The following is a 23,590-nucleotide window of genomic DNA, read 5'->3' on the forward strand; positions in this document are numbered from 1 at the left end:
AAAATCGAGTCTGAAAAATCCGATTATGACTGACGGCCGCCAACAGCAAGGGGGAGCAAGCTCCCCCTTCGGTTTTTACCGGACACTAGTGACGCTCTGCGTGGGAATGCAGCCCGGGACGCTCCGCGTCCCTTTCTGAAGCTGGAACGCGGAGCGTCCCTTGAGGCATTCCCACGCAGAGCGTGGGAACGATCAACACTGCGTTACAGTGACCGCGCAATGATCTCCTTCATGATTTCATTGGTACCGGCATAGATCCGCTGCACCCGCGCATCCGCCCACGCCCGGGCAATCGGGTATTCCCACATGAACCCGTAACCGCCATGCAACTGCACGCACTCGTCGAGCACCTTGCACTGCAGGTCCGTGCCCCAGTACTTCGCCATCGCCGCCGTCGGCACGTCGAGCTTGCCTTGCAGGTGCAACTCCAGGCAACGGTCGACAAAGACCCGGCCGATCTGGATCTCGGTCGCCATTTCGGCGAGCTTGAAACGGGTGTTCTGGAAGTCGGCAATCGCCTTGCCGAAGGCCTTGCGCTCGCGGGTGTAGTCCAGGGTCCATTGCAACGCCGCTTCAGCTGAAGCCAGGCCGCCGATGGCCACGGTGAGACGCTCCTGCGGCAACTCCTGCATCAAATACGCGAACCCCATCCCAGCCTGGCCCAGCAGGTTTTCCTTGGGCACCCGGACATCCTGGAAGAACAGCTCCGAGGTGTCCTGCGCCTTCATGCCGACCTTTTCCAGGCGCTTGCCCTTGTCGAAGCCCGGCGTATCGGCCTCCACGAGGAACAGGCTGGTGCCCTTCGCGCCGGCCTTCGGATCGGTCTTGGCGACGACGATCACCAGGTCTGCGAGGAAGCCGTTGGTGATGAACGTCTTCGAGCCGTTGATCACATATTCGTCACCATCGAGTACTGCGGTGGTCTTTACCCCTTGCAGGTCGGAACCGGCACCGGGCTCGGTCATGGCAATGGCACTGACCATCTCGCCAGACACCAGCTTGGGCAGGTATTTGTGTTTCAGCGTTTCACTGCCGTAATGCAGGATGTAGGGTGCAACGATGTCAGAATGCAGGGAAAAACCGATACCGGTGAGCCCCAGACGCCCTATCTCTTCGATGACCACCGCGCTGTACAGAAAGTCCGCCCCCAACCCGCCGTACTGTTCCGGCAAATGCGAGCACAACATCCCCGCCTCCCCTGCCTTGTTCCAGAGTTGACGGTCGATATAGCCCTGTTTTTCCCATTGCCCATGGAACGGCACCGCTTCTTTCTCGAGAAACGTTCGCACGCTGTCGCGAAAGAGTTCGTGCTCGGAACTGAACAAGGTTCTCGGAATCATGCGGCACCCTTATCTTTGTTTTTTAAAGGAATGGACCTTCAGAGACTAAGCCCGGCGTCCGATACAGGACACTGGACACATCCGACAAAAAATAAGACGATCCAGCCGTCTGGTGACCACTTTCCCCTATAAGAATAAAGTTGAATTATGTCTAACCAAGCCTCCACGCCCTTGCGGCGCGTCAGCATCCTGGCCATTGACCGGGTTTTCGCTTCCACTCTCATGCAGGCCAAGGATTTCTTCCACCTCGCCAGCCTGCGCTACGGAAAACAACTGGGCCACGGCCTGACTCCAGCGTTCGAAACCCGACTGGTCAGTCCCGATGGCAAACCGGTCAACACCTTCAGCGACGTGGTAATCCCGGTGGACGGCGGCCTGGAAAATGCCGACATCATTGTCATTCCCGCATTCTGGGACGATTTCGAGACCCTGAGCAAACGTCATCCACAGGTCCTGTCCTGGTTGCGCCAGCAACATGCCCGCGGCGCTGTACTCTGTGGCGAGGCCACCGGGGTGTTCTGGCTCGCCGAAGCCGGCCTGCTCGATGGCAAGGAGGCGACCACCTACTGGCGCTTCTTCAATGCCTTTGCAGAACGCTTTCCGAAGGTCCAACTCAATCAGGACAAGCACCTGACCGATGCCGACAACCTGTATTGCGCCGGCGGCACCACCTCGGCATGCGACCTGTACGTCTACCTGATCGAGCGCTTCTGCGGCGCCAACGTCTCCCAGGCCGTGGCGCGAGACATCCTCTATGAAGTGCAACGCAGCTACTCGCCGGGAAGAATCGGCTTCGGCGGGCAAAAGCTGCACCAGGACGTGATCATCCTGCAGATCCAGCACTGGCTCGAAGAACACTTCGCCGACAAATTCCGCTTCGAAGACGTCGCCCGCGAACACGGCATGAGCATCCGCAACTTCATGCGCCGCTTCCAGACTGCTACCGGTGACAAGCCATTGCACTACCTGCAGCGCCTGCGCATCGAAACCGCCAAAGGCCTGCTGTCCGGTAGCCGCAAGAGCATCAAGACCATCAGTTACGAAGTTGGTTACGACGATGCGAGCTTCTTCGCACGCCTGTTCCGCCAACACACGGAGTTGTCGCCGAACCAGTATCGGCAGCAGTTCCAGCAAGCTGCGTAGCACTACAAGCAAACACAACCCCCCTGTGGGAGCGGGCAAGCCCGCTCCCACAGGGGATCTTCAGCGCATAAAAAAAGGCCTGCATCTGCAGGCCTTTTTATTTTTCGAATCGTCCTACGGCTTGTGCGCCCGGGCCAGGAATTCGTGGGACTGCATTTCCAGCAGGCGGCTCAGGGTTCGCTGGAATTCGAAATTCAGGCGACCGCCGGTGTAGAGGTCCTTGAGTTCGACTTCGGCAGAAATGATCAGCTTGACGTTGCGATCGTAGAATTCGTCGACCATGTTGATGAAGCGTCGGGCGATGTCGTCTGTGGTGACGCTCATCTGCTCGACACCGCTGAGCAACACGGCGTGGAAGATCTTGCCCAGCTCGATGTAGTCGTTCTGGCTGCGCGGGCCGTCGCACAGTTCACGGAAGTCGAACCAGGCCACGTCGTCACAAGTCCGCAGGGCACGGATTTCGCGATTCTCGATCATCAGCACATCGTTTTCGATCGCTGCGGTGCATTCCGGCGTCAGCGCGCGGAAGCTTTTGCGCAGGCTTTCGTGGGAGGCTTCGTCGAGCGGGAAGTGGAACAGCTCCGCTTGTTCGAGGTGACGCAGGCGATAGTCGACGCCGCTGTCGACGTTGACGATCTCGGTGTTTTGCTTGATCAGCGCGATGGCCGGCAGGAAGCGCGCGCGTTGCAGGCCGTCCTTGTACAGGCCGTCCGGCACGATGTTCGAGGTGGCGACCAGGGTTACGCCGTTCTTGAACAGCTCTTCCATCAAGGTGCCGAGGATCATGGCGTCGGTGATGTCGGAGACGAAGAATTCATCGAAGCAGATCACCCGGGCTTCGGTGGCGAAGCGCTTGGCGATGATGGTCAGCGGGTTTTTCTCGCCGCCCAGGGTCTTCATCTCTTCGTGCACGCGCTTCATGAAGCGGTGGAAGTGAGTACGGGACTTTTCCTTGAACGGCAGCGCTTCGAAGAAGGTGTCGACCAGGTAAGTCTTGCCGCGACCCACGCCGCCCCAGAAGTACAGGCCCTTGACCGGTGCCTGATCCTTCTTGCCAAACAGTTTGCCCAGCAGGCCCGGCTTGTTCTGCTCGGCCGCGACCAGATCGTCGTACAGGCGCTGCAGATGACGCACGGCAGTTTCCTGCGCGGCATCATGGAAGAATTCCGGGCGTTTCAGATCAGCTTGATATCGTTCTAGGGGCGTCATAATTCGTTAGCAAGGCAACAAAAACGGGCCGTCACTGTAGCGATGGCCAGTGGGAATGGCAATCAGCCCTTGGTCGGGCCGAGCCGTTGATTACTCCTGGACTGGCGTCAGGGCGATTCGCAATGCCTCGATCGCAGCATCGCGCGCGCCGCTGTCAGCGAACGCCGGGCTGTCACCCACGCACTCGCCTTCCAGCCAGATGCTGAAGCTCAGGTCTTCGCTGCGCACATCCAATGGCTGGCCCGATTGCAGTTGCTTGGTCACCTGGCCAGCGGTTTTACCGTCGGCAAAGTTGCGCGACAACAGCAGTTGCTCACCGTCGGCCGCCAGCAGACGGAAGCGGAAACTGCCGTCGTCTTCACGGAAGCTGACAAAACGCGCAGCCTTCGCGGCTTTCTTCTTGGTAGTCGCTGCCACTTGCGCCTGGGCAACGAACGAACGCAGACCTACCGCTTCGCGCAACTCGTTGAGGAAAGGGGTCGCGACTGCACGCGCCTTTTTCGCCCCATGCTGCAGGATGTCTTCAAGATCTGCCGGGCGCTCGATCAGTTGGTTGTAACGCTCGCGGGACTCGCCCAGTTCGCTGTCCAGCAGCTGGAACAGGCGGTTCTTCGCCTCGCCCCAACCCAGGCCCTGCAGCAGATCGCTGCGGAACTCGTCAGCTTGCGCCGGGGTGGCGAACGCCTGGAACAGGGTGAACAGGTGCGAATTGTCCGGATCCTTTGCCTCACCCGGTGCACGGGAGTCGGTGACGATACGGGAAATCGCATCTTTCATTTCTTTGGCGCTGCTAAACAACGGAATGGTGTTGTCGTAGCTCTTGGACATCTTGCGACCGTCCAGGCCCGGCAACGTGGCCACGCTTTCTTCGATCAGCGCCTCGGGCATGGTGAAGAACTCCTTGCCCTGGCCGAACAGGTGGTTGAAGCGCTGGCCGATGTCCCGGGCCATTTCCACGTGCTGGATCTGGTCGCGACCGACCGGCACCTTGTGCGCGTTGAACATCAGGATGTCCGCGGCCATCAGCACCGGGTAGCTGTACAGGCCCATGGTGATACCGGCGTCCGGGTCTTCACCGGTCTCGACGTTCTTGTCCACCGAGGCTTTGTAGGCGTGAGCACGGTTGAGCAGGCCCTTGGCGGCGACGCAGGTCAGCAGCCAGGTCAGCTCGGGGATCTCCGGAATGTCGGACTGACGGTAGAAGGTCACGCGGTCCACATCCAGGCCTCCGGCCAGCCAGGTCGCGGCGATCTCCAGGCGCGAGCGCTGGATGCGCAGCGGGTCATCGCACTTGATCAGGGCGTGGTAATCGGCCAGGAAATAGAACGAATCGGCATTGCTGTCACGGCTGGCAAGGATCGCCGGGCGGATGGCGCCTGCGTAGTTGCCCAGGTGCGGCGTGCCGGTGGTGGTGATGCCGGTGAGGATACGGGTACGAGTCGTCATGGGTAATCGCTTGTCAGACTGCAATCAATTCGAGAGACGCGGCAGGATCAGATCCTTGAGATCGGTCAGCTTGCCATGAAAAAAGTGTCCGCATTCTGCCACTTTCAGCAGCTCATGGGGACGTTCGAGCTTGTCGGACCATTGGTAAACCAGCTGCGGATCGATCACCTCGTCGGTTTCCGGCTGGATCAACGTCAATTCGCCATGCTGCGGCAGTTGATCCTCAGCGCCCAGACGCATGACGGCCGGTGCGACCATGAACAGATGCTTGAGCTTCTCGCCCTTGGCCTCGAGGCGCCCGCCCAGACTCGCTGCAACAAAACCGCCGAAGGAAAAACCGAACAGGGTCAGCGGCAATTCCGGGTGTCTGGCGCGGAACCATTCAGCCACGGCCTGGGCATCATCGACTTCGCCGCTGCCCATGTCGTGGGTGCCTTCGCTGGCACCGACGCCGCGATAGTTGAAGCGCAGGGTGACCAGTCCGGCGTCGCGCGCCGTGCGCTGCAACGTCGAAACCACTTTGTTGAGCATGGTGCCACCTTGCACCGGGTTAGGATGACAGATGAGCGCCAGGCCACGCGGCTGCTCATTGTCCAGGTACAGTGCTTCCAGCTGGCCGACCGGGCCATCAATCACTACAGGGGTTTCACGCATAAGCAAGGAAGGAACTCCGTGACCTCGAATCGGGTCGACTCGTCTAGCAAATTGTCTGCGGCTGTCCATTGCGAGTGAATCGCGGTATACAGCGCAGGTTCGAGCCGTTAACGTAAAGCAAAGCCGTTTATAGAGGAAGGACTCGTGGAACACTCGCTCTTAGTTTGGTTGTTACCGACTCTTGCCCTGGTTGTGGGTGTCGCCATTGGGTTTCTGATCGCTCGCCTTGCGCCGAATGCAGCGCCTAGCAGCACGCAACGTCAGCTGGACGATATTCAGGAACGTTTCGACAATTATCAGAACGAAGTGGTGACCCACTTCAACAGCACCGCGACACTGGTCAAGAAACTGACTCAGAGCTATCAGGAAGTGCAGGATCACCTCGCCGAGGGTGCCAACCGCCTGGCCCTGGACGAACAGACTCGTCAACGCCTGCTGGCTTCCCTGCACGCCGATGCGACGCAGGCTCCACGGGAACGCCTGACGCCACCGCGCAATCAGGAACCACCGCGCGACTACGCACCAAAAGCCCCGAACGCGCCGGGCATGCTCGATGAGCATTACGGCCTGAAAAAGTAATCAGGTTTCAGGTGTAAAAAACCGCCCGATCTGTTGAGGATCGGGCGGTTTTTTTATGCCTGGGGTTCAGTCAGACGATCAAGGGAACTGCTCAACGTTACCTTGTTGCTGACCACCGTACTGCTGGCCTGGAATCGCCTTCAGGTTGACCTCTACCCGGCGGTTCTGCGCCCGACCATTGGCGTCGGCGTTGCTGGCGACCGGGTTATCCGGGCCGGCGCCACGGGCGCTCAGGTTGGTGCCGCTCACGCCTTGCGATGTCAGGTAAGTCGCCACGCTTTGCGCACGACGCTGGGACAGGTCCATGTTGTGCTGGCGGCTGCCGGTACTGTCGGTGTAGCCGACGATTTCGATCTGGTTCTGGTTGAACTCTTTCAGCGAGCCGGCCAGGTTGTTCAGCGGCTGGTAGAAGCTCGAAGCGATGTTCGCCGAATCGGTGGCGAACGTGATGTTGCCCGGCATGATCAGCTTGATCTGGTCACCTTCACGCTGCACTTCGACACCGGTGTTGGCCATGCTGGCACGCAGTTTTTTCTCCTGCTGGTCGGCGTAATAGCCGTAACCGGCAGCGGAGGCACCCACTACGGCAGCACCGATCAATGCGCCCTTGCCACGGTTGTCGTGGTTGATGGCAGCACCGGCCAGTGCACCGGCCAGAGCCCCGAGACCACCGTATTTGGCGGTTTTGCTCATGCCCGTGGAGCCGCTTTCGGCCTGGCCCTGGTTGTCGTAAGGGTTGGGCGAGGCGCAGCCGGCCAACAGTGCCACGGCAGTAGCGACAATAATCAAACGAGGCGTGGTGAACATGTAGTGCTCCTACTTTTTTGCATTCTGTGGTGCAACGGACTTAAGCATCGAACCTTTGCGGGGGTTGGATCATTTCGGCAAGTGAAAATTCCACTTGTTACAAATCAGGCCCGAACAAAAGGATTCTCGCGCATTTCATCACCCAAACGGGTATCCGGACCATGTCCGGCCACGACCGTCGCTTCTTCGTCGAGGGTATACAGACGCTGCTTGATGGAACGCACGATGGTCGCCTGGTCGCCACCCCACAGATCCGTGCGCCCTACCCCACGACGGAACAAGGTATCCCCGGCAATCAACAGCTTCGCCTCGGAAAACCAGAAGCTCATGGAACCTGGTGTGTGACCCGGTGTGTGCAGCGCCACGCCACAACCACACGCCAGCTCTTCATCGTCGGCCAGCCAGCGATCCGGCGACGGTACAGGCGTGTAGGGCACACCGAACATCTGGCATTGCATCTCCAGGTTGTCCCAAAGGAATTGATCTTCCTTGTGCAAATGCAAGGTGGCGCCGGTTTTTTCCTTCAACTGGCCGGAGGCCAGGAAGTGATCGAGGTGCGCATGGGTGTGAATGATGCTGACCACCTTCAGGCCCAGGGCATCGAGCCGCGCGAGGATCAGTTCGTGATTACCGCCCGGGTCGACCACGATGGCTTTTTTGGTGATCGGATCGCCGATGATCGTGCAGTTGCACTGCAAAGGGCCGACGGGGAAGGTTTCGCGGATCAGCGCAGGTTTGGCAGCGTCCATGGGTGTTCCTGGAAAAAATGGATGGCCTATTCTCGCACAGCTCGATGACATCGCCGATGCCGCCCACTACCCCTGCCTGATTGCGGAACCGGACTACAACAAACAAGGAAACGTCTGATTTACGCCTGACAGCCCCGTATAGAACCCTGTTCACGGCATTTTGCCACTCCTCTGCTCCATTGGGACCAGGAGCAATTTGATCCTCAACAAGGAGTTTCTAGCAATGGCAAAGGGGTATTTCATTCGCAAGGGTGACAAGACCAGTTGCGGTGGCGAGGTGCTGGAGGCCGATACCCGCGTCATGATGTTTGGCTTCGCCCATGCTCGCGCCGGGGATCGGGTTTCTTGTGGCAAAAACGACGAAACTTACGAAATCGTCGGTGGCATCTCGTTCATCAACAGTCACGGCAGACTGGTGGCGGGCTCGTTGGACAGCCGCAGCAGCTGTCCCTGCAAGGCCGGGCTCATCCCTTCGTTTACCAACTCCACCTATGAGTCCAGACAGGATGCTGCATCCGGTGCTGTGGCCGGTTGGGCAAAAAACGCTGGAATTCGGAACTGACCACAAGGAAATCCTATTGGCTTTCGAGGCGATTGAGGCGGGTAACATTGCCAAAAGTGTTGAGCATCTAGCCAGACACGAACAGGTCAACATCCTGAAACCGGCGATGTACGACGACAGCGGTCTGAAATGGTTATTACGCGGTAACCATGCCTCCTACGTCACCAACATCCCCTCCGGTGCCGCTCAGGCCATCGAGCTGACGCTGGCCAGCCAGTGCCGTCCAATCGAGGACGGACGCACCATTGGTTTTGGCAGCAATCCATTTGCCAACTTGGCTGACATCGAACGGCGCATGACCTTTGTGCTCAAAGCCGCGGCGCAGTTTGACGATTTGCTGCATAGCGACCAACGTGACCAGATTGAGCAATCGATTCGGGATATCGCCTGGGGTGGAGGTGTGCGATGAGCCTGCTGCAGCGCGTGGGCTGGCGACGTGGTGCGTTGGCACTGGCAGTCGCAGCCCTCCTGATAGTGGTGGCGACTCAAACACTGTCGGATGAGCCCGAAATCGCCTTGTTGATTGGTGAGCCTTGGGAGGATATGCGAGGTCGCTCCAGTGCGGCCATTGATCCAGCCATTCCCGGACACTATTGGGGGCGGTTACCCAAGTCCGATGCTCGCCTGCGCTTTGCAGACCCCAAATACGGCTTCGTAACCCCATTGGCCCGTTTCTTCAGTGTGAGTTTCGAAGATGAGCGGGTCAGCAATGTCCGTATGTCCCCGCAAATCGAGCCACTGTTGCTCGACGACACCCTCAAGGTCGTGCTGGATCTGCAGGAGCAATGGCGCAACGCTGGTTGGGTACCCATCCGGGTCAAAGATTTCCCATCGTTCGCCGACACCCCGCAATGGCGAGCCCAATTGCGGGATGAGAATAAGGGCGGCAAAGCATACTGGCACGCGGGCACCCAGTATCAAGTGATGCTGGTGGTCAATCGCTTCACGGATTACAGGCACCCCACCGAGGAGCGCTACCTCATCAAGCTGTCACTGGCCACGCCATGGACGAACCCTTGACCATACTTCATAAAGACCTGGCGAAGCGGCCAAGGCTGGTTCTTGGCCGCACCAGCGAGAAAATCCGCCCAACGCTACACCAACACCCCCAACTCCTTCGCCCGCGCCACCGCCTGCGTACGCCGCTCAACCCCCAGCTTACTGTTGATATGGCTGGCATGGGTTTTCACCGTGTGCAGGGAAATGAACAGCTGGTCGCTGATTTCCTGATTCGAGCAGCCTTGGGCGATCAGGCGCAGGACGGCCATTTCCCGGGTGCTGAGTTGTTCTGACGCGGGGATGGGCTCCAGCGTCGGGCGAGAGGTCATGGCAGGAAGTTTGTCTGCAAGTTCCTGGGAAACCGTGGTCGACGCACAGAGTTGAAGCTGCCCACGCAGCCAGTCCGGATGCTCGGCCAATAGCTTTTCAAAGGGTTGCAATACGCCGCCGGCTGCGGCGTCCAGTGCCTGGACCAGCGCCTTGCGGGCCTCGGGTTCGCGTCCGCTGCCCAGCAACAGTAAAACTTTTTGCGTCAGCGCCATTGCGCTGAGCATCTGCCGGCCGGTTTGCTGGCCATGTTCGAGCAGCGCGTTCAATCGCCCTTCGGCCAGCATCGGCTGGTTCTGGATGACCTCCAGCAACGCTTGCTGCAGTTCGATGTGCAGTGGAAGTTGTGGATGGAATTCCGGTGGTGCGGCCGGCTGCTCGCCGTTATAGGTCTGCCTCAATCGCGCCAGCCAGGCTTGCGCCAGGTCGGTACGCCCCTGGGCCAGCCAGAGTTCGCATTTGACCAGGGTAATCATTGCCAGGTAGTAGATCGGCGGCACGTCCCAGATGTGCATCAGCCGCTCGGCTTCGGCGAGCTCGACAAAGGCCTTGGCGAACTCACCGCTGTTGCCTTCCAGCCGGGCGATCACGCAGTGGCCGATCAGGACGCTGATATCACGACAGGCGCGGGCTTCACCTAAACCGGCCTGCAAGCGTAGCCGCGCCGCTTGAGGTTGCAGGCGCAAGGCCAACAGGAAGCCCTCATACAATGTCAGTCGGGCACGTACGGCAAAGAGCCGTTGCGCCGGCAGCCCCTGCAAGCGTTGCAGCCCTTGGCGGACTTCATCCAGTGCTCGCAGTATTTCGCCCCGCGCCTGCAAAACACGAGCGCGGTCGTAGTGGGCCAGCGCCTCGAACAGCGGATTGCCGACCCGTTGTGCCAGTTCCAGGGAGTCACGGTTCAACTCCCTGGCACGCCACATGTCGCCATCGGCAATCGCCAGGTTGGACAGGGTCGAGAGGCACATCAATCGCTGGCCATATCGCTTGCACGGAAGACTCTCCAGCGCTTCGGTGCAATAACGTATGGTCAGTTCGCGGTTACCGCGCCCGCGCGCGATGATCCCGCTCAGGGCCAGCCATTGCGCCAGCATCGACTTCTGCGCGGTGGCCGACGGCGCTGGCAGGAAGCGGCTCAGGTGGCTGGCCAGTTCCTCGGCAGCGTCCAGTTGACAGGCCAGGCCCAACGCCCAGCTGTAGAGCACGATCAGGCGAGGCGTGCTGATCAGCAGGCTATCGGGCAAGTCCATTTTCCAGCGCAGCAACATGCCGACGTTCTGTTCGGCCAGCAGTTGCTCTTCGGAAAGGTTTTGCACCAGGTTTGCCGCAACGTCCAGGTGCCCGGCTCGCAACGCTTGCTCGACCGCTTCATCGAGCAAGCCCTGGGCGTTGAACCAGCGACAGGCACGCAGGTGCAGGCTGGCGGCCGGCACCATCGATTGCGCGCCCGGCCGTGTGCGCAGCAGATCGGAAAACAGATGGTGATAGCGATACCAGTGGCCGTGTTCGTCCAGCGGCACCAGGAACACTTGGTGGGCAGCCAGGAAGCGCAGGATTTCGGCGCTGTCATGGGCGTCGCGAATGGCGTCGCACAGTTCGCTGCAAAAACGCTCCTGGTGGGCGGTGTCGTAGAGGAAGGCTTGTACCTCGGTGGGCAGGCAATCGATCACTTCTTCGAGCAGGTAATCGCGGATCAACCCTTCCCCGCCGTGCAGTGCCTGAGGCAATGCCCCCTGATTGCCTGCCTCGGAGGCGGCCAGCAACCAGAAGCGCAACCCGGCAACCCAGCCTTCGCTGCGCTGGATCAGGTTTTCCAGCGCCTCGCCACGCAATGAACTGCTGTGCCGATCGAGCAGGCTCAAGGCTTCATCGTGGGTCAGGCGCAAATCCTGCTCATGCAGCTCGAGCAGCTGGCGCGACAGGCGCAATCGCGCCAGGTGCCAGTCTGGACGCTGTCGACTGGTGACCATCACCAACAAGCCATCGGGAAGGTGATTGAGGAAAAACTGCAGGCAACGATCGAGCACCGGCCCCTGGGCCAAGTGATAGTCATCGAGCACCAGCAACAGGGGGCTCGCCGTCGATAGATGCACGGCCAACTCGTCGAGCAGCCCGTCCAGCCATTCTTCGAAGGCAAACGGCTGATGACGCTGGCGCATCTTCAATAATCCGAGGGACTGCCTGCCCAGTTGCGGAAAAAAATCCTGCAGGCCTTCGAGCAACCGCTCGAGGAACCGGCCCGGGTCGTTGTCACGCGGGCTCAGCCCCAGCCAGAGACTTTGCCATTGGGCGGGCAGCGCCTGACAGAACTCCACCGCCAACGAACTCTTGCCGAACCCGGCTGGTGCGCTGACCAGCAGCAACCTGCCACCGAGACCGGCGCTCAAGCGCTCGCACAGGCGTGGGCGCAGCACATGGCCGTCGGGCAATGGCGGTCGGAAAAAGCGCCCGTCCAGCGCGGCGACAGCGACGCTTGCAGGACCTGGTGGTGGGGACAGATCAGTCATGGCCGGCTCTTGTTTGTGTTGCGGGTGGCGGCGTTGCAGATGTCCGCAGACTAGCGGTAAACGAGGACGGAATGAAGGTTATTGCTACAAATGGCTACAAAAAGTCTACACACACAAAAACGCCCCGAACCAGTCGGGGCGTTTGCAGAGGATGCGGCCTCTATGGCGTGCCGGTTAGCGAACACCGTCCTGGCGCAGTGCCGCCGGGGTGAAGTCGCTGGTGGTGGCGGTGAAGCCGAAGTCATACGCCGACTTCTCTTCGTTCTTCATGCCCAGTGCCAGATAACGGCCCGATTGCAGGTCGTACAGCGCTTCCAGGGTGTACCACGGTACCTGGACGTTGTAATAGTTCTGGGCATGCGCTTCCGCCACACGCCAGAGTTGATTACGACCGTCGTAATGGTCGATCACCGCCGCCTGCCAGGTGTCTTCATCGATGTAGAAGTCACGCTTGGCGTAGATGTGGCGCTGGCCTTCCTTCAAGGTTGCCACCACATGCCATACCCGGCGCAGCTCGTAGCGAGCCAGATCCTGGTTGATGTGGCCGGCCTTGATGATGTCGCTGTACTTGAGCTTCGGATCGTCGAGCTTGTAGGCGTCGGAAGCGATGTACATCTCTTTCTTGCCTTCGAGCTTCCAGTCGTAACGATCCGGCGCACCGTTGTACATGTCCAGGTTGTCGGAGGTACGCAGGCCGTCTGCAGCCGTACCCGGGCCGTCATAGGACACTTGTGGCGCACGACGCACACGACGCTGGCCGGCGTTGTAGACCCACGCCGAACGCGGTTCCGCCACTTGGTCGAGGGTTTCGTGCACCAGCAGTACACCACCGGCCAGACGTGCCGGCGCGGTCACTTTCTGCTTGAAGTAGAACAGGATGTTGCCCGGGTTCGCCGGATCGTAGTCCTTCATCTTGTCGCGGAACACAAACTGGTCCTGGAAGTACACCAGGCTGAACGAACCGTTCGGCTGTGGCGTGGCCTGGGTCACCAGTCGGGTTACGCTGCCGCCGCGATAACGGGTGATGTGGTTCCAGATGACTTCCACGCCGCTTTTAGGAATCGGGAACGGTACCGCGGTTTCAAAGTTTTTCAGCCCGTTACCGCCGGATACCAGCTCAGTGTTGGTGGCGTTCTTCTTGATGGAGGCGAACACGTTATCCGGCACGGTGGCACCGCGATGGGACGGGTAAACCGGCATCTTGTAGGTTTCCGGGTAGCGTTTGAACATCGCGTACTGCCCCGGAGCGAGCTTTGCCTTGTACTGGTCGACGTTCTGCGCGGTGATGGTAAACAGCGGTTTTTCGCTGGCATACGGATCGGACAGGAAACCCTTGCTGTCGACGGTGCCGGCATTTTTCGGCATAGGTTTCCAGGCAGGAATCGAACCGTCGGCATTGCCCGCCATTTCGGCACCCATCGGGGTCAGGCTCTTGCCCAGCTTGTCCGCTTCTGCCGCCGGGACCGCTGCCATTACGCCGGTCGCCAGCAGCGAAAGTCCCAGGACACCAGCGTGAAACAGACTCTTGGTTATTTTCATGTGTGTACTCGTCCTGAAAATAGTGCTTAGAAGTTCACGCCAAAGCTGAGCGCAACGAAGTCGCGGTCATCCACGGTGGTGTACTTGCCGTCGAAGAAGTTGGTGTATGCCAGGCTTGCGGTGTAGGTGTTCTGGTACTCGGCATCGACACCCAGGCTGACCGCTTTGCGACCTTCCTCGAAGTTGCCGCCAGGGCCAGGGGAGTAACCTTCCACGTCGTGGGACCAGGCCACGTTCGGCTTGAGGTTCACACCAGCGAACACGTCGTTGTATTCCCAGATCGCGCGACCGCGATAACCCCAGGAGTTGGCCGTGGTGAAGCCGTCGTTTTCGCAGTAGCGACTAACGTTGTTTTGCGGCCCGCCTGCCAACGTACCGCTGTTCAACGTCACGCACTGGTTGTTTGGCAATGGGCCAGGGCCGTAGCTCGGGTCACGACCGTAACGGGCCTTGTTATTGCTTTCCAGGCCGCCGACGTGGGTCCAGCCGACCTCACCCACCAGGGTCAGACGCTCAGCGCCCATCACCTGGTCGAAGAAGTGGGTCAAGGTCGTTTGCAGCTGGGTCACTTCCTTGCGGCGATAACCTTGCTGATCCTGCCCTGGCGTGCCCTGGAGCACGGAAACGTTAGGGTTGAGCGGCGTCAGGCCGGAAAACAGGATGTCGGTGGTGTTGAGCTGGACTGGCGCATTCGGCCGGTAGCTGACTTCACCACTCCAGGCGGTGCCGCTAGGCAATGTGGTGGAGAAGCTCAAGCCGTACAGGCGGATGTCTTCAGGGTATTCGACGTAGTAGCTGGAGTTGCCCGCCACCACCAACGGCAGCAAGGTCGGAGCCAGGCCCGCCGCGACACCCAGTGGTATACCGGAACCTACCAGCCCACCGACCAGGCCTGCACCACTGTAGGCGCTCGCCGGTGCCCCGTGACCGCTGAAAATCGGCGCACGGCTGTGGTAGTTCATGAAGTAGGCACCGAATTCGGTGTCCAGCGGATCGAACATGTACTTGAAGGACACACCGAACTGGCCGCTGTCACGGGCGTCGCGATCCGGGCCACGACGAACGATCACGCCTTCGTCCGGGTTACCCCAGGTCACGCCCCTGGCGCCGAGGGTGTTGATCGCGGCATTACGCAGTCCGGCCGGCAGACCCGCCGCCGCCAGAGCGTTGTTGAGCCCGTTCTGGGTGCGCAGTACCGCCAGGTTGTTGTCGCAACCATCGGCGATCACGTCCGGTTGCGAGAAGAAGGTGCCGCAGTTGTCTGCAACCGTCTGGTCCCATTCGATCTGGTAGAAGGCTTCGGTCGAGAGATTCTCGGTGAGGCTCTGGGACACGTAGAACATGTTGACCGGGATCAGGCCTTCCTTGATCTCGGCACCGGGACGACGGAATGCGGACACGTCGATCGGGTTGATCGAGTTGATACCGCCGCCGATGAAGGTACTTTCACCCCAGCTCACCACTTGCTTGCCCAAGCGTACGGAACCCGGCTGATCAGCAATGGCGTAGTTGTGATAGACGAAGGCGTCGAGGATTTGGCCGCCAGCAGACTTGGCGCCTTCTTTACGATTGTCGTCGCTGATGTCCTTGAACGGACGGCTCTCGTCCTTGAGTTCAAAGTCGTACCAGTATTTGCCACGGACGAAAATGCCGGTGTCGCCATACTTCAACTCAAGGTCATGGATGCCCTTGAAGATTTTCGAGAAGGTTTCACCGCTTTTGAAGTTCAAGTGACCGTCATCGGAAGTCTGGGACAAGCCGCGACCGCCGTTGTTGACGCCGATGAGGTTTTTGTTGGCGCTTTCAGTAGACCAACTCGCACCGATCGACAGGGAAGAGTCGAATTGACCTTCGATTTCACCGATGTTGAAACTGACGCCGAATGCAGGCCCGGCGAGCGTAGAGGCAAGGCTGACGGCCAGAGGCAGTTTAGCCCGGCGCCAGAACTGGTTTACTGATGTCATCGACGCTACTCCATGTGCATTTTATTGTTATGGCAAATAGCACTTCTAAAAACGCTTGGATAACAGGGAGCCATGGCTTCCCAAAGTCATTCCAAAGTTGCATCGCCCCGGTTTGTGCGTTTGCTCCGTTCTTAAAAATCCTTGAGCGGACTATAGCCAGCAGGTAGTAGTGCTTGATCCCTCTAAAGTGTGATTTGCGCCTGCCAGGCACTCTGGAACAGTCCTTTGCCACGCCGACACCCGCCGGCCCGGCAAGAATGGCTGAAAATACGGATTTGACAAGCCAAGCGCTTGCTTGGTGGGGCTGGCGTGCCTTTTTTGGGCACGCCACGGGACGCTTAAAGCGTCGAGAGGAAGGTGCTGTTGTTGGCCTGCCATTCGGTGATGTCGACGCGAATGCGCTTCTTGTCGAGCTTACCGACACTGGTCTTGGGAATTTCAGTAACAATGGCGATCTGACTCGGGATGGCCCACTTGCTCAGGTGCCCCAGTTCCACGAACGGCTTGAGATGCTCCTTGAGTTCCCGGGCGCCAATGGCATGGCCCTCGCGCAGCACCAGCAAGGCAAACGGCCGCTCGCCCCACTGCGGATCGGCAATCCCCACCACTGCTACTTCGCGTACCGCCGCGTGACGACTGATCAGGTCTTCGAGGTCCAGGGAGGAGATCCACTCGCCACCGGTCTTGATCACGTCCTTGATCCGGTCGCGAATGTCGATCACGCCCATGCTGTCCAGGGTCGCCACGTCCCCGGTGTGCAGCCAGCCACCGGCCCAGAGCTCGGCGCCCTTTTGCGGTTCGTTGAAATAGCCCTCGGTGAGCCACGGCGCGCGCAACACCAGTTCGCCCTGGGTTTCGCCATCGGCGGGCAGGAAGTTGCCTTCGGTGTCGACGATCGCCGCTTCCACCAATGGCCCCGGCACGCCGGCCTTGATCCGGTAGGTGGTGCGTTCGTCTTCGGTGCCGGCCATCAGCTCATCATTGAGGTGCGCGCACGATACCAGCGGCCCGGTTTCCGACATGCCATAGGCAGCGGTCAGTTGAATGCCCTTGGCCTTGGCCGCGTCGTACAACGCATGATTGAGCGCACTGCCACCGATGACGATCTTCCAGCCACCAAAGTCGGTGTCCTGGGCAGCCTTGGCATTGAGGACCATTTGCAGGATGGTCGGCACGCAATGCGAGAAGGAGACCTTTTCCTTGCGCCACAGCTCCACCAGGTACTCCGGATCGTAGCGTCCCGGATACACTTGCTTGAGCCCGAGCATGGTCGCCACATAGGGCAAGCCCCAGGCATGCACATGGAACATTGGCGTGATGGGCATGTATACGTCGTTGGTGCCCAACAGGCGCACGCTGTCGATCGCGCCCATGATGGTCGATACGCCCATGGTGTGCAGCACCAGCTGGCGATGGGTGAAGTACACGCCCTTGGGGTTGCCGGTGGTGCCGGTAGTGTAGAACGTGGTCGCCACCGAGTTTTCGTCGAAGTCCTGGAAGTCGTACTGCGGGCTTGCCGCTGCCAGCAATTGCTCGTACTCACCGACGAGGTTTGGCAGGTCGGCGGTCTTTTCCGGCAGGTCGGTCAGGAGCAGGGTTTTCTCGACCGTGGTCAGTTGCCCGGCGATCGCGTTGTACAGTCCGACGAATTCACTGTTGACCAGCACAAAGCGGTCCACGGCGTGATTCATGGTGTAGAGGATCTGCTCCGGCGACAGGCGCACGTTGATGGTGTGGATCACCGCGCCGATCATCGGAATGGCGAACATGCATTCCAGGTAGCGGTGGCTGTCCCAATCCATTACCGCCACGGTATCCCCGGGCTTGACCCCGGCAGCCGTCAGCACATTGGCCAGCCGTGCGACCCGTTCGATCAGGGTCGGATAGCTGTAGCGCAACTGGTCGCGGTAAACGATCTCGCGGGTTTTCTCATAACGCGCGCCGGACATCAGCAGCCGTTTGATCAGCAGCGGATACTGGTAAGCGCCTTCGGCTGGGGGGATAACGCGAGTCTGCAACATAAGAATCCCTTTTCTGACTACTCGGTCGTGGCTGTTGAGTGAGCACTGTAGTACCCCTGATCGCCAGCCAAATCAGCCAAAGGAATGATTTGCAGAACCGCGCGAGCAGTGGCGTTGCGCCAGCACTCGCGGATAATCGTGGACCGTTAGGCTCAGTGCATCTCGGTAAACGCGAGTTTCACGCCAATGGCGATCAACACCGCGCCCATGGTCCGGTCGAACCAGTGACCCATGCGGGCGAAACCGGCGCGCACGCGCTGCTGGCTGAACAGCATGGCCACCAGGCAGAACCAGATCGCCGTTGCCACCGCCAGGTAGACCCCGTAACCGGCCTGTACGGCCAACGGTGTATGCGGATTGATTACCACGGTGAACAACGACAGGAAAAACAGCGTGGCCTTCGGGTTCAGGCCATTGGTCACGAACCCCGACGTGAAAGCGCCACGGGCGGTGCGCTCGCCGGCTTCCTTGTGCAGATCGTCGGTTACGGCCTTGGCCGGCTGCGCCCGCAGCGCCTTGAAGCCGATGTACAGCAAATAGGCGGCGGCGGCCCACTTCAATGCGTTGAACAGGACGATCGACTGGGACACGATCAGGCCGATGCCCAGCAGCGAGTAGCCGACGTGGAGGAAAATCGCCGTACCGACCCCCAGCGCTGTCCAGGTGCCGGCGCGACGACCATGGGTCACGCTTTCCCGTACCACCACGGCAAAGTCCGGGCCGGGGCTGGCAACGGCCAGCAGGTGGATCAGCGCAACGGTCAAGAACTCGGTCCAGTACATGAGGGCTCCTTCAGGCCAAGCGTAACTATTTATTTCATCTGGTAGGCTCGGCAGATTACGCCTTCAGTTCATTGCACAAAAGGTACAGTTGATGACGAACATTCACCGCGCAGTTTTCCTCGACCACCCGTCCCTGGACCTGGGCGATCTCGACCTCAGCCCCCTGCGCGAATGCTTTAGCGAACTGCAGCTGTTCGCCCAGACCCTGCCCGACCAGGTGATCGAACACCTCAAGGGCGCCACCGTCGCCATCACCAACAAGATCCGGATCGACGCGACCGCCATCGCGGCCAGTCCCGAACTGAAACTGATCCTGATCAGCGCCACCGGCACCAATAACGTCGACCTCGAGGCCGCCCGCGCCCACGGCATAACCGTGTGCAACTGTCAGGGTTACGGCACGCCATCCGTGGCCCAACACACGATCATGCTGCTGCTCAACCTGGCAACGCGCCTGCCCGACTACCAGAAAGCCGTCGGTGAAGGACGCTGGCAACAGGCCAAACAGTTCTGCCTGCTGGACTACCCGATCGTTGAGCTGCAAGGCAAAACCCTCGGCCTGCTCGGTCACGGCGAATTGGGCGGCGCGGTCGCGCGCCTGGCCGAAGCATTTGGCATGCGCGTGCTGTTGGGCCAGATTCCGGGGCGCCCTGCCCGGCCAGACCGTTTGCCGCTGGAACAGCTGCTGCCGCAAATCGATGCGCTGACCCTGCACTGCCCACTCAACGAACACACCCGTCACTTCATCGGCGCCCGTGAACTGGCGTCGATGAAACCCGGCGCGTTCGTGGTCAACACCGCCCGTGGCGGCCTGATCGACGAGCAGGCGCTGGCCGATGCCTTGCGCAATGGTCACCTGGGCGGGGCCGCCACCGACGTGCTGAGCGTGGAGCCGCCGGTCAACGGCAATCCGCTGCTGGCCCAGGACATTCCACGCCTGATCGTCACCCCGCACAACGCCTGGGGCAGTCGCGAAGCGCGGCAACGAATTGTCGGCCAATTGACCGAAAACGCCCGGGGATACTTCAGCGCTAAGGCGCTGCGGGTCGTCAGTTGATAAACTGCGGCACTTTTTTTCACAGGAGCAGTTATGGATCCGCGCAGTGAAGTACTGCTTCGTCAGGCTGAATTATTCCAGGGCCCGGTGCTGTTGGCCGGGCTGCCCGCCGACGACTTGCTGGGCCGCCTGCCCGAGGCCCATGGCTGGAGCTGGCACGCCGGCGATCAGGCCGCGCTGGATGCACGTTTCGCCGAACGCAGCCATTTTGGGGTCAACGCGCCTGAGCGCGCATTCGATAGCGCCGTGGTGTTCCTGCCCAAGTCCAAGGACCTGACTGACTACATCCTCAACGCACTCGCCTCCCGGCTGGCCGGCCGCGAGTTGTACCTGGTAGGTGAGAAAAAAAGCGGCATCGAAGGCGCAGCCAAACAGCTCAATCCGTTTGGCAAACCACGCAAGCTCGACAGTGCGCGGCATTGCCAGCTGTGGCTGGTCACCGTGGCCAATGCACCCGACGCCAAACCGCTGGAAAGCCTGGCCCAGACCTACGAATTGCCGCTGGCCGAAGGCCCGTTGAAAGTCATCAGCCTGCCAGGCGTATTCAGCCACGGTCGACTGGATCGCGGCAGTGCGCTGTTGCTGGAACACCTGGATAAACTGCCAAGCGGCCACTTGCTGGACTTCGGTTGCGGCGCGGGAGTGTTGGGCGCTGCGGTGAAACGTCGTTACCCGCACAACCAGGTCACATTGCTGGATGTCGATGCCTTTGCCGCTGCCAGTAGTCGCCTGACCTTGGCTGCCAACGGTCTGGAAGCCGATGTGATTACCGGTGACGGCATTGATGCGGCACCGATGGGATTGAGCGCCATCCTGAGCAACCCGCCCTTCCATGTCGGCGTGCACACCGATTACTACGCGACAGAGAACCTGCTACGAAAAGCCGCCAAACATCTGAAAAATGGCGGCGAACTCCGGCTTGTAGCCAACAGCTTCCTGAAGTATCAACCGCTGATCGAAGAGCACCTCGGGACCTGCACAATCAAGGCCGAAGGACAGGGTTTCCGCATCTACCGTGCCAAACGCGGATAAAACTTTGTACTTGCGCAATGTTTTTTGCCTAGGCAGAATCCGCTCCGTCCTAGGGGAGTAGTCTCCCACGAGCGCCATGCTCGTCCGGCATGCGTCAACATACTTGGTCAACAGACCATGGCGCATGCGACCCAAGCGTCCGCATCAGACGGTTCGCAGGGTTTGACAAGACCTATGACACGAACACCTTACCCGGGGCGGGAAGGCTGTACGTGTCATAGCCGTGTCGACCCGCCCCTTAGGAAAACCCCTGATGCTGGATTCACTACTGGTACCCACCGCAATCGTTGCCTTGGCCGAAATCGGCGACAAGACGCAATTGCTCGCGCTCATTCTCGCCGCCCGTTTTCGCAAACCCTGGCCGATCATCGCCGGCATCGTCGCCGCGACCCTGGCCAACCATGCGGCGGCCGGTGCGGTAGGTGCCTGGGTTGGCAGTTTCTTCTCGGATACGCTGCTGCACTGGATTCTCGCCGCCAGCTTTGCCGCAACAGCGCTGTGGACCCTCGTGCCGGACAAGATGGACGATGACGAGGCTAGCACCGCCCGCAAGTTCGGACCGTTCCTGACCACGCTGATTGCGTTTTTCCTCGCGGAAATCGGCGACAAGACCCAGATCGCGACCGTGATGCTCGCCGCGCAATATCCTGAACTGTGGCTGGTGATTATCGGCACCACCCTCGGCATGTTGATTGCCAACGTGCCGGTGGTGCTGGCGGGCAACTTTGCGGCGGACAAACTGCCATTGACGTTGATCCGTCGACTGGCGGCGTCGGCGTTTTTCATCCTGGCGATCGTTGCCGTGTACAAGGCGATGCAGGCCAGCGGGTGGGTGTGACTGCGTAGGTCGGTAGACCGCGTTATCGTCATCGCCTGCAGGCTGGCTCCCACAATTGGAATGCATTCCCCTGTGGGGGCCGGCCTGCTGGCGATGAGGCCCTTATCGACGATGAATCGACATCAGTGCTTCCTGGCCTGCTCGTAAAGCGGCATGACTTTCGGAATCGCCGCCTGCAACGACGCAATACGGTTCGACGAAGCCGGGTGAGTGCTCATGAACTCCGGCGGCGAACCTTCCGACGCCTTGGCCATCTTGTTCCACAAGGTGATCGCGGCGTTCGGGTCGTAGCCGGCACGGGCGGCCAGCTCAAGACCAATCAGGTCTGCTTCGTTTTCATTGGACCGACTGTTCGGCAAGGTCATGCCGTAGTTGGCCACGGCATCCGCCAGCGCCAGGCTACCCTGGCCCAGGCCGAACAAGGCACCGGCGCCCTGCTTGGCCATTTCGATGCCATAGGCCTTGGACATCGCCTCACGACCGTGCTCGCGCAGGGCGTGGGCGATTTCGTGGCCAAGGATGGCGGCGATTTCGTCATCGGTCAGCTTCAGCTTGTCCATCAGGCCGGTATAGAAAATGATCTTGCCACCGGGCCCGCAGTTGGCGTTGAGCTCATCGCTCTTGATCAGGTTGACTTCCCACTTCCACTGGGCCGAATCCGGACGGAAAACCGGAGCCTGGGCAATCAGCCGGTCGGAAATCAGCTGGATGCGCTTGGCATCGATGCTGGTCTTGTCCAGCACACCCTTGCTGTTCGCCTCGCCCACCGTATTCTGATAAGACTGGGCGTACATCTGATTGACCTCATCAGTGGACAGCATGCTGAACATGTATTGCTTGCGCTCAACACCTACGGCGCCACCGCTGGTAGTGTTGACCGACTGACAGCCGACGAGCAGCAGCGCTGCGCCGAGCGCACCTACAACCAAAATCTTGTTCATCGAAAGACTCCATGAAAACTGCCGCCTATCCTAGGCGCGGGAATGTATCGACGCCAGATACACAAGAGATAAGACGCTTTTTTCAGGCAAAGCTCTCACCAACACAGGAAAAATTAACCCCCCTGTAGGAGCTGGCTTGCCAGCGAAGGCGCCCGCCCAGGCACCGCATCTCAACCGGGTGTCAAACACTCCGGCCCATTGAGCTTCGGATCATTGACCATGTTGGCCAGCACCCGCTCACGCAGCGCAGCGGGTTCGCTGGCGAGCAAGGCTTGCAGGGCATGCAGCGGCGTCTCGGGATCAAGCCAGATTTGCTGCCCCGCCTCATCGAGAATCAGCGGTCGACGTTGGCTCGCCGCCGGCTGCGTGATCACCGCCGTGCTCAGCCACACCTGCTCCTGCACCGGGTAAGCCTCCCAGATGGCGGCGAAATACAGCGACGAGCCTTCACCCGGTGTCAGCCAGTACGGCCGCTTGCGAGTGGTACCGCGCCATTCGTAGAACCCATTGGCCGGCAGCAGGCAACGGCGCTCGCGCAGGGCCTGGCGGAACATCGGCTGTTCGGCCACGGTTTCGGCCCGGGCATGGGCCGGGGTGCGGGACAAGTCGGTCAGCCACGGCGGTGTCAGGCCCCAGCGGGCACGGGCCAGTTCACGCTGACCATCCTGGCCTGCGCGCAACATCAGCACCGAATCATTGGGGGAAATGTTCCACTGGGCCAGTTGATCGGCTGGAAAACCTGGCAGGCTCGCAAAGTCGCGATTCCAGCGAAACAGGGCATAACGTCCACACATGGGGCAGCACGACTCTTGATCAAACGAACGCCAGCCTAACAGACCAGCGTGCCGGGAAAGCTCTCCGGTTGATCGCCGGACAGCGGCAACGCAGCATTGTACGCGGTTATCAGCTCGCGGGCGTATTGCGCCTGGTCATTATCCACCGCCAGGCCCAGCAGGCCGAAGATCGGCAATTCACCCGTGGCGCCCACCAGATCGCGCCCCACCAGATGCGCCTCGACGCCTTCACTGGCGAGCATGCCTTGCAACAACTCGCCTTCCATCAGGTTTTCCGGTTCGTAGATTCGCTGCATGGGC

Annotated in this window: 21 protein-coding genes, 1 pseudogene and 1 riboswitch; of the genes and pseudogenes, 8 read left to right on the top strand and 14 right to left on the bottom strand. The window is 60.1% G+C overall.

Features of this window, described 5'->3' with window-relative positions:
* Nucleotides 1-203 precede the first annotated feature (203 nt).
* Complete coding sequence (locus ACIO0C_RS24310; protein WP_401315801.1) at nucleotides 204-1,340, bottom strand: acyl-CoA dehydrogenase family protein; 1,137 nt, start codon at nucleotides 1,338-1,340, stop codon at nucleotides 204-206.
* A 222-nt stretch (nucleotides 1,341-1,562) separates the two neighbouring features.
* Between ACIO0C_RS24310 and ACIO0C_RS24315 the strand changes: the two genes are divergently transcribed.
* Nucleotides 1,563-2,483 (top strand): GlxA family transcriptional regulator, encoded by a 921-nt coding sequence (locus ACIO0C_RS24315; protein ID WP_177325075.1) that lies wholly within the window; start codon nucleotides 1,563-1,565, stop codon nucleotides 2,481-2,483.
* Nucleotides 2,484-2,597: 114 nt separating this feature from the next.
* Here ACIO0C_RS24315 and zapE read toward each other — a convergent pair whose 3' ends face one another.
* From zapE to ACIO0C_RS24330, 3 genes are all read right to left on the bottom strand, one after another.
* Nucleotides 2,598-3,692 carry a cell division protein ZapE gene (zapE, locus tag ACIO0C_RS24320; protein ID WP_020799783.1) on the bottom strand — a complete coding sequence of 365 codons (1,095 nt, stop codon included), beginning with the start codon at nucleotides 3,690-3,692 and terminating at the stop codon, nucleotides 2,598-2,600.
* A gap of 90 nt (nucleotides 3,693-3,782) precedes the next feature.
* Nucleotides 3,783-5,138, bottom strand: coding sequence for a tryptophan--tRNA ligase (locus tag ACIO0C_RS24325; protein WP_401315803.1), 1,356 nt, complete (start codon nucleotides 5,136-5,138; stop codon nucleotides 3,783-3,785).
* A gap of 24 nt (nucleotides 5,139-5,162) precedes the next feature.
* Nucleotides 5,163-5,792 carry an alpha/beta hydrolase gene (locus ACIO0C_RS24330; protein ID WP_401315889.1) on the bottom strand — a complete coding sequence of 210 codons (630 nt, stop codon included), beginning with the start codon at nucleotides 5,790-5,792 and terminating at the stop codon, nucleotides 5,163-5,165.
* A 144-nt stretch (nucleotides 5,793-5,936) separates the two neighbouring features.
* Between ACIO0C_RS24330 and ACIO0C_RS24335 the strand changes: the two genes are divergently transcribed.
* On the top strand, nucleotides 5,937-6,371 hold the full coding sequence (locus tag ACIO0C_RS24335; RefSeq protein WP_033045648.1) for a YhcB family protein: 435 nt from the start codon (nucleotides 5,937-5,939) through the stop codon (nucleotides 6,369-6,371).
* Between the two features lie 78 nt (nucleotides 6,372-6,449).
* On the opposite strand, the gene ACIO0C_RS24340 is transcribed toward ACIO0C_RS24335, so the two are convergent.
* Nucleotides 6,450-7,178: an OmpA family protein gene (locus ACIO0C_RS24340; RefSeq protein ID WP_401315805.1), complete on the bottom strand. Its 729-nt coding sequence runs from the start codon at nucleotides 7,176-7,178 to the stop codon at nucleotides 6,450-6,452.
* A gap of 104 nt (nucleotides 7,179-7,282) precedes the next feature.
* Complete coding sequence (locus ACIO0C_RS24345; RefSeq protein WP_008060243.1) at nucleotides 7,283-7,927, bottom strand: MBL fold metallo-hydrolase; 645 nt, start codon at nucleotides 7,925-7,927, stop codon at nucleotides 7,283-7,285.
* Nucleotides 7,928-8,123: 196 nt separating this feature from the next.
* Between ACIO0C_RS24345 and ACIO0C_RS24350 the strand changes: the two genes are divergently transcribed.
* The 3 genes and pseudogenes from ACIO0C_RS24350 to ACIO0C_RS24360 all read left to right on the top strand — a co-directional run bounded on the left by ACIO0C_RS24350 (nucleotide 8,124) and on the right by ACIO0C_RS24360 (nucleotide 9,509).
* Entirely contained in the window at nucleotides 8,124-8,489 is a 366-nt protein-coding gene (locus tag ACIO0C_RS24350; protein WP_401315808.1) for a PAAR domain-containing protein, read from the top strand.
* Nucleotides 8,443-8,898: pseudogene (locus ACIO0C_RS24355) on the top strand (DUF2515 family protein); the annotation flags it as partial. The gene ACIO0C_RS24350 and the pseudogene ACIO0C_RS24355, both read left to right, overlap by 47 nt.
* On the top strand, nucleotides 8,895-9,509 hold the full coding sequence (locus ACIO0C_RS24360; protein WP_077185197.1) for a hypothetical protein: 615 nt from the start codon (nucleotides 8,895-8,897) through the stop codon (nucleotides 9,507-9,509). The pseudogene ACIO0C_RS24355 and the gene ACIO0C_RS24360, both read left to right, overlap by 4 nt.
* A gap of 74 nt (nucleotides 9,510-9,583) precedes the next feature.
* Here ACIO0C_RS24360 and ACIO0C_RS24365 read toward each other — a convergent pair whose 3' ends face one another.
* The 5 genes from ACIO0C_RS24365 to ACIO0C_RS24385 form a co-directional block, all read right to left on the bottom strand.
* A complete protein-coding gene (locus tag ACIO0C_RS24365) occupies nucleotides 9,584-12,322 on the bottom strand; it encodes a LuxR C-terminal-related transcriptional regulator (RefSeq protein WP_401315810.1) in 2,739 nt (912 codons plus the stop codon).
* A 174-nt stretch (nucleotides 12,323-12,496) separates the two neighbouring features.
* Nucleotides 12,497-13,861 carry a DUF1329 domain-containing protein gene (locus ACIO0C_RS24370; RefSeq protein ID WP_401315812.1) on the bottom strand — a complete coding sequence of 455 codons (1,365 nt, stop codon included), beginning with the start codon at nucleotides 13,859-13,861 and terminating at the stop codon, nucleotides 12,497-12,499.
* A gap of 26 nt (nucleotides 13,862-13,887) precedes the next feature.
* Nucleotides 13,888-15,825, bottom strand: coding sequence for a DUF1302 domain-containing protein (locus ACIO0C_RS24375; protein WP_401315814.1), 1,938 nt, complete (start codon nucleotides 15,823-15,825; stop codon nucleotides 13,888-13,890).
* 338 nt (nucleotides 15,826-16,163) lie between these two features.
* Nucleotides 16,164-17,846, bottom strand: a complete 1,683-nt coding sequence (locus ACIO0C_RS24380; RefSeq protein ID WP_008060239.1) for a fatty acid--CoA ligase — start codon at nucleotides 17,844-17,846, stop codon at nucleotides 16,164-16,166.
* A gap of 152 nt (nucleotides 17,847-17,998) precedes the next feature.
* Nucleotides 17,999-18,628 carry a LysE family translocator gene (locus ACIO0C_RS24385; RefSeq protein WP_008060238.1) on the bottom strand — a complete coding sequence of 210 codons (630 nt, stop codon included), beginning with the start codon at nucleotides 18,626-18,628 and terminating at the stop codon, nucleotides 17,999-18,001.
* 91 nt (nucleotides 18,629-18,719) lie between these two features.
* Here ACIO0C_RS24385 and ACIO0C_RS24390 point away from each other — a divergent pair, with 91 nt between their 5' ends.
* The 3 genes from ACIO0C_RS24390 (at nucleotide 18,720) to ACIO0C_RS24400 (ending at nucleotide 21,555) form a co-directional block, all read left to right on the top strand.
* Complete coding sequence (locus ACIO0C_RS24390) at nucleotides 18,720-19,685, top strand: 2-hydroxyacid dehydrogenase (protein WP_401315816.1); 966 nt, start codon at nucleotides 18,720-18,722, stop codon at nucleotides 19,683-19,685.
* Nucleotides 19,686-19,718: 33 nt separating this feature from the next.
* On the top strand, nucleotides 19,719-20,717 hold the full coding sequence (locus tag ACIO0C_RS24395; protein WP_401315817.1) for a methyltransferase: 999 nt from the start codon (nucleotides 19,719-19,721) through the stop codon (nucleotides 20,715-20,717).
* A 40-nt stretch (nucleotides 20,718-20,757) separates the two neighbouring features.
* A riboswitch (yybP-ykoY riboswitch) is annotated at nucleotides 20,758-20,880 on the top strand.
* A gap of 90 nt (nucleotides 20,881-20,970) precedes the next feature.
* The gene (locus ACIO0C_RS24400; RefSeq protein WP_075945662.1) at nucleotides 20,971-21,555 is read left to right on the top strand and encodes a TMEM165/GDT1 family protein; all 585 of its coding nucleotides are present in this window, start codon (nucleotides 20,971-20,973) and stop codon (nucleotides 21,553-21,555) included.
* Nucleotides 21,556-21,677: 122 nt separating this feature from the next.
* Here ACIO0C_RS24400 and ACIO0C_RS24405 read toward each other — a convergent pair whose 3' ends face one another.
* The 3 genes from ACIO0C_RS24405 to ACIO0C_RS24415 form a co-directional block, all read right to left on the bottom strand.
* Complete coding sequence (locus tag ACIO0C_RS24405) at nucleotides 21,678-22,496, bottom strand: M48 family metallopeptidase (RefSeq protein ID WP_401315818.1); 819 nt, start codon at nucleotides 22,494-22,496, stop codon at nucleotides 21,678-21,680.
* Nucleotides 22,497-22,666: 170 nt separating this feature from the next.
* Nucleotides 22,667-23,290: an SOS response-associated peptidase gene (locus ACIO0C_RS24410; RefSeq protein ID WP_401315819.1), complete on the bottom strand. Its 624-nt coding sequence runs from the start codon at nucleotides 23,288-23,290 to the stop codon at nucleotides 22,667-22,669.
* A gap of 35 nt (nucleotides 23,291-23,325) precedes the next feature.
* Entirely contained in the window at nucleotides 23,326-23,586 is a 261-nt protein-coding gene (locus tag ACIO0C_RS24415; RefSeq protein WP_401315821.1) for a putative signal transducing protein, read from the bottom strand.
* Nucleotides 23,587-23,590 lie beyond the last annotated feature (4 nt).

Origin of the sequence: Pseudomonas sp. NPDC087336, assembly GCF_044744285.1 — a bacterium.
Classification (GTDB): domain Bacteria; phylum Pseudomonadota; class Gammaproteobacteria; order Pseudomonadales; family Pseudomonadaceae; genus Aquipseudomonas.

Excerpts from the sequence above, each read along its gene's own strand:
- ACIO0C_RS24310 (WP_401315801.1), bottom strand. The coding sequence starts at position 1,340 with ATGATTCCGAGAACCTTGTTCAGTTCCGAGCACGAACTCTTTCGCGAC.
- ACIO0C_RS24315 (WP_177325075.1), top strand. The coding sequence starts at position 1,563 with ATGCAGGCCAAGGATTTCTTCCACCTCGCCAGCCTGCGCTACGGAAAA.
- zapE (WP_020799783.1), bottom strand. The coding sequence starts at position 3,692 with ATGACGCCCCTAGAACGATATCAAGCTGATCTGAAACGCCCGGAATTC.
- ACIO0C_RS24325 (WP_401315803.1), bottom strand. The coding sequence starts at position 5,138 with ATGACGACTCGTACCCGTATCCTCACCGGCATCACCACCACCGGCACG.
- ACIO0C_RS24330 (WP_401315889.1), bottom strand. The coding sequence starts at position 5,792 with ATGCGTGAAACCCCTGTAGTGATTGATGGCCCGGTCGGCCAGCTGGAA.
- ACIO0C_RS24340 (WP_401315805.1), bottom strand. The coding sequence starts at position 7,178 with ATGTTCACCACGCCTCGTTTGATTATTGTCGCTACTGCCGTGGCACTG.
- ACIO0C_RS24345 (WP_008060243.1), bottom strand. The coding sequence starts at position 7,927 with ATGGACGCTGCCAAACCTGCGCTGATCCGCGAAACCTTCCCCGTCGGC.
- ACIO0C_RS24360 (WP_077185197.1), top strand. The coding sequence starts at position 8,895 with ATGAGCCTGCTGCAGCGCGTGGGCTGGCGACGTGGTGCGTTGGCACTG.
- ACIO0C_RS24365 (WP_401315810.1), bottom strand. The coding sequence starts at position 12,322 with ATGACTGATCTGTCCCCACCACCAGGTCCTGCAAGCGTCGCTGTCGCC.
- ACIO0C_RS24370 (WP_401315812.1), bottom strand. The coding sequence starts at position 13,861 with ATGAAAATAACCAAGAGTCTGTTTCACGCTGGTGTCCTGGGACTTTCG.
- ACIO0C_RS24375 (WP_401315814.1), bottom strand. The coding sequence starts at position 15,825 with ATGACATCAGTAAACCAGTTCTGGCGCCGGGCTAAACTGCCTCTGGCC.
- ACIO0C_RS24380 (WP_008060239.1), bottom strand. The coding sequence starts at position 17,846 with ATGTTGCAGACTCGCGTTATCCCCCCAGCCGAAGGCGCTTACCAGTAT.
- ACIO0C_RS24385 (WP_008060238.1), bottom strand. The coding sequence starts at position 18,628 with ATGTACTGGACCGAGTTCTTGACCGTTGCGCTGATCCACCTGCTGGCC.
- ACIO0C_RS24390 (WP_401315816.1), top strand. The coding sequence starts at position 18,720 with ATGACGAACATTCACCGCGCAGTTTTCCTCGACCACCCGTCCCTGGAC.
- ACIO0C_RS24395 (WP_401315817.1), top strand. The coding sequence starts at position 19,719 with ATGGATCCGCGCAGTGAAGTACTGCTTCGTCAGGCTGAATTATTCCAG.
- ACIO0C_RS24400 (WP_075945662.1), top strand. The coding sequence starts at position 20,971 with ATGCTGGATTCACTACTGGTACCCACCGCAATCGTTGCCTTGGCCGAA.
- ACIO0C_RS24405 (WP_401315818.1), bottom strand. The coding sequence starts at position 22,496 with ATGAACAAGATTTTGGTTGTAGGTGCGCTCGGCGCAGCGCTGCTGCTC.
- ACIO0C_RS24410 (WP_401315819.1), bottom strand. The coding sequence starts at position 23,290 with ATGTGTGGACGTTATGCCCTGTTTCGCTGGAATCGCGACTTTGCGAGC.
- ACIO0C_RS24415 (WP_401315821.1), bottom strand. The coding sequence starts at position 23,586 with ATGCAGCGAATCTACGAACCGGAAAACCTGATGGAAGGCGAGTTGTTG.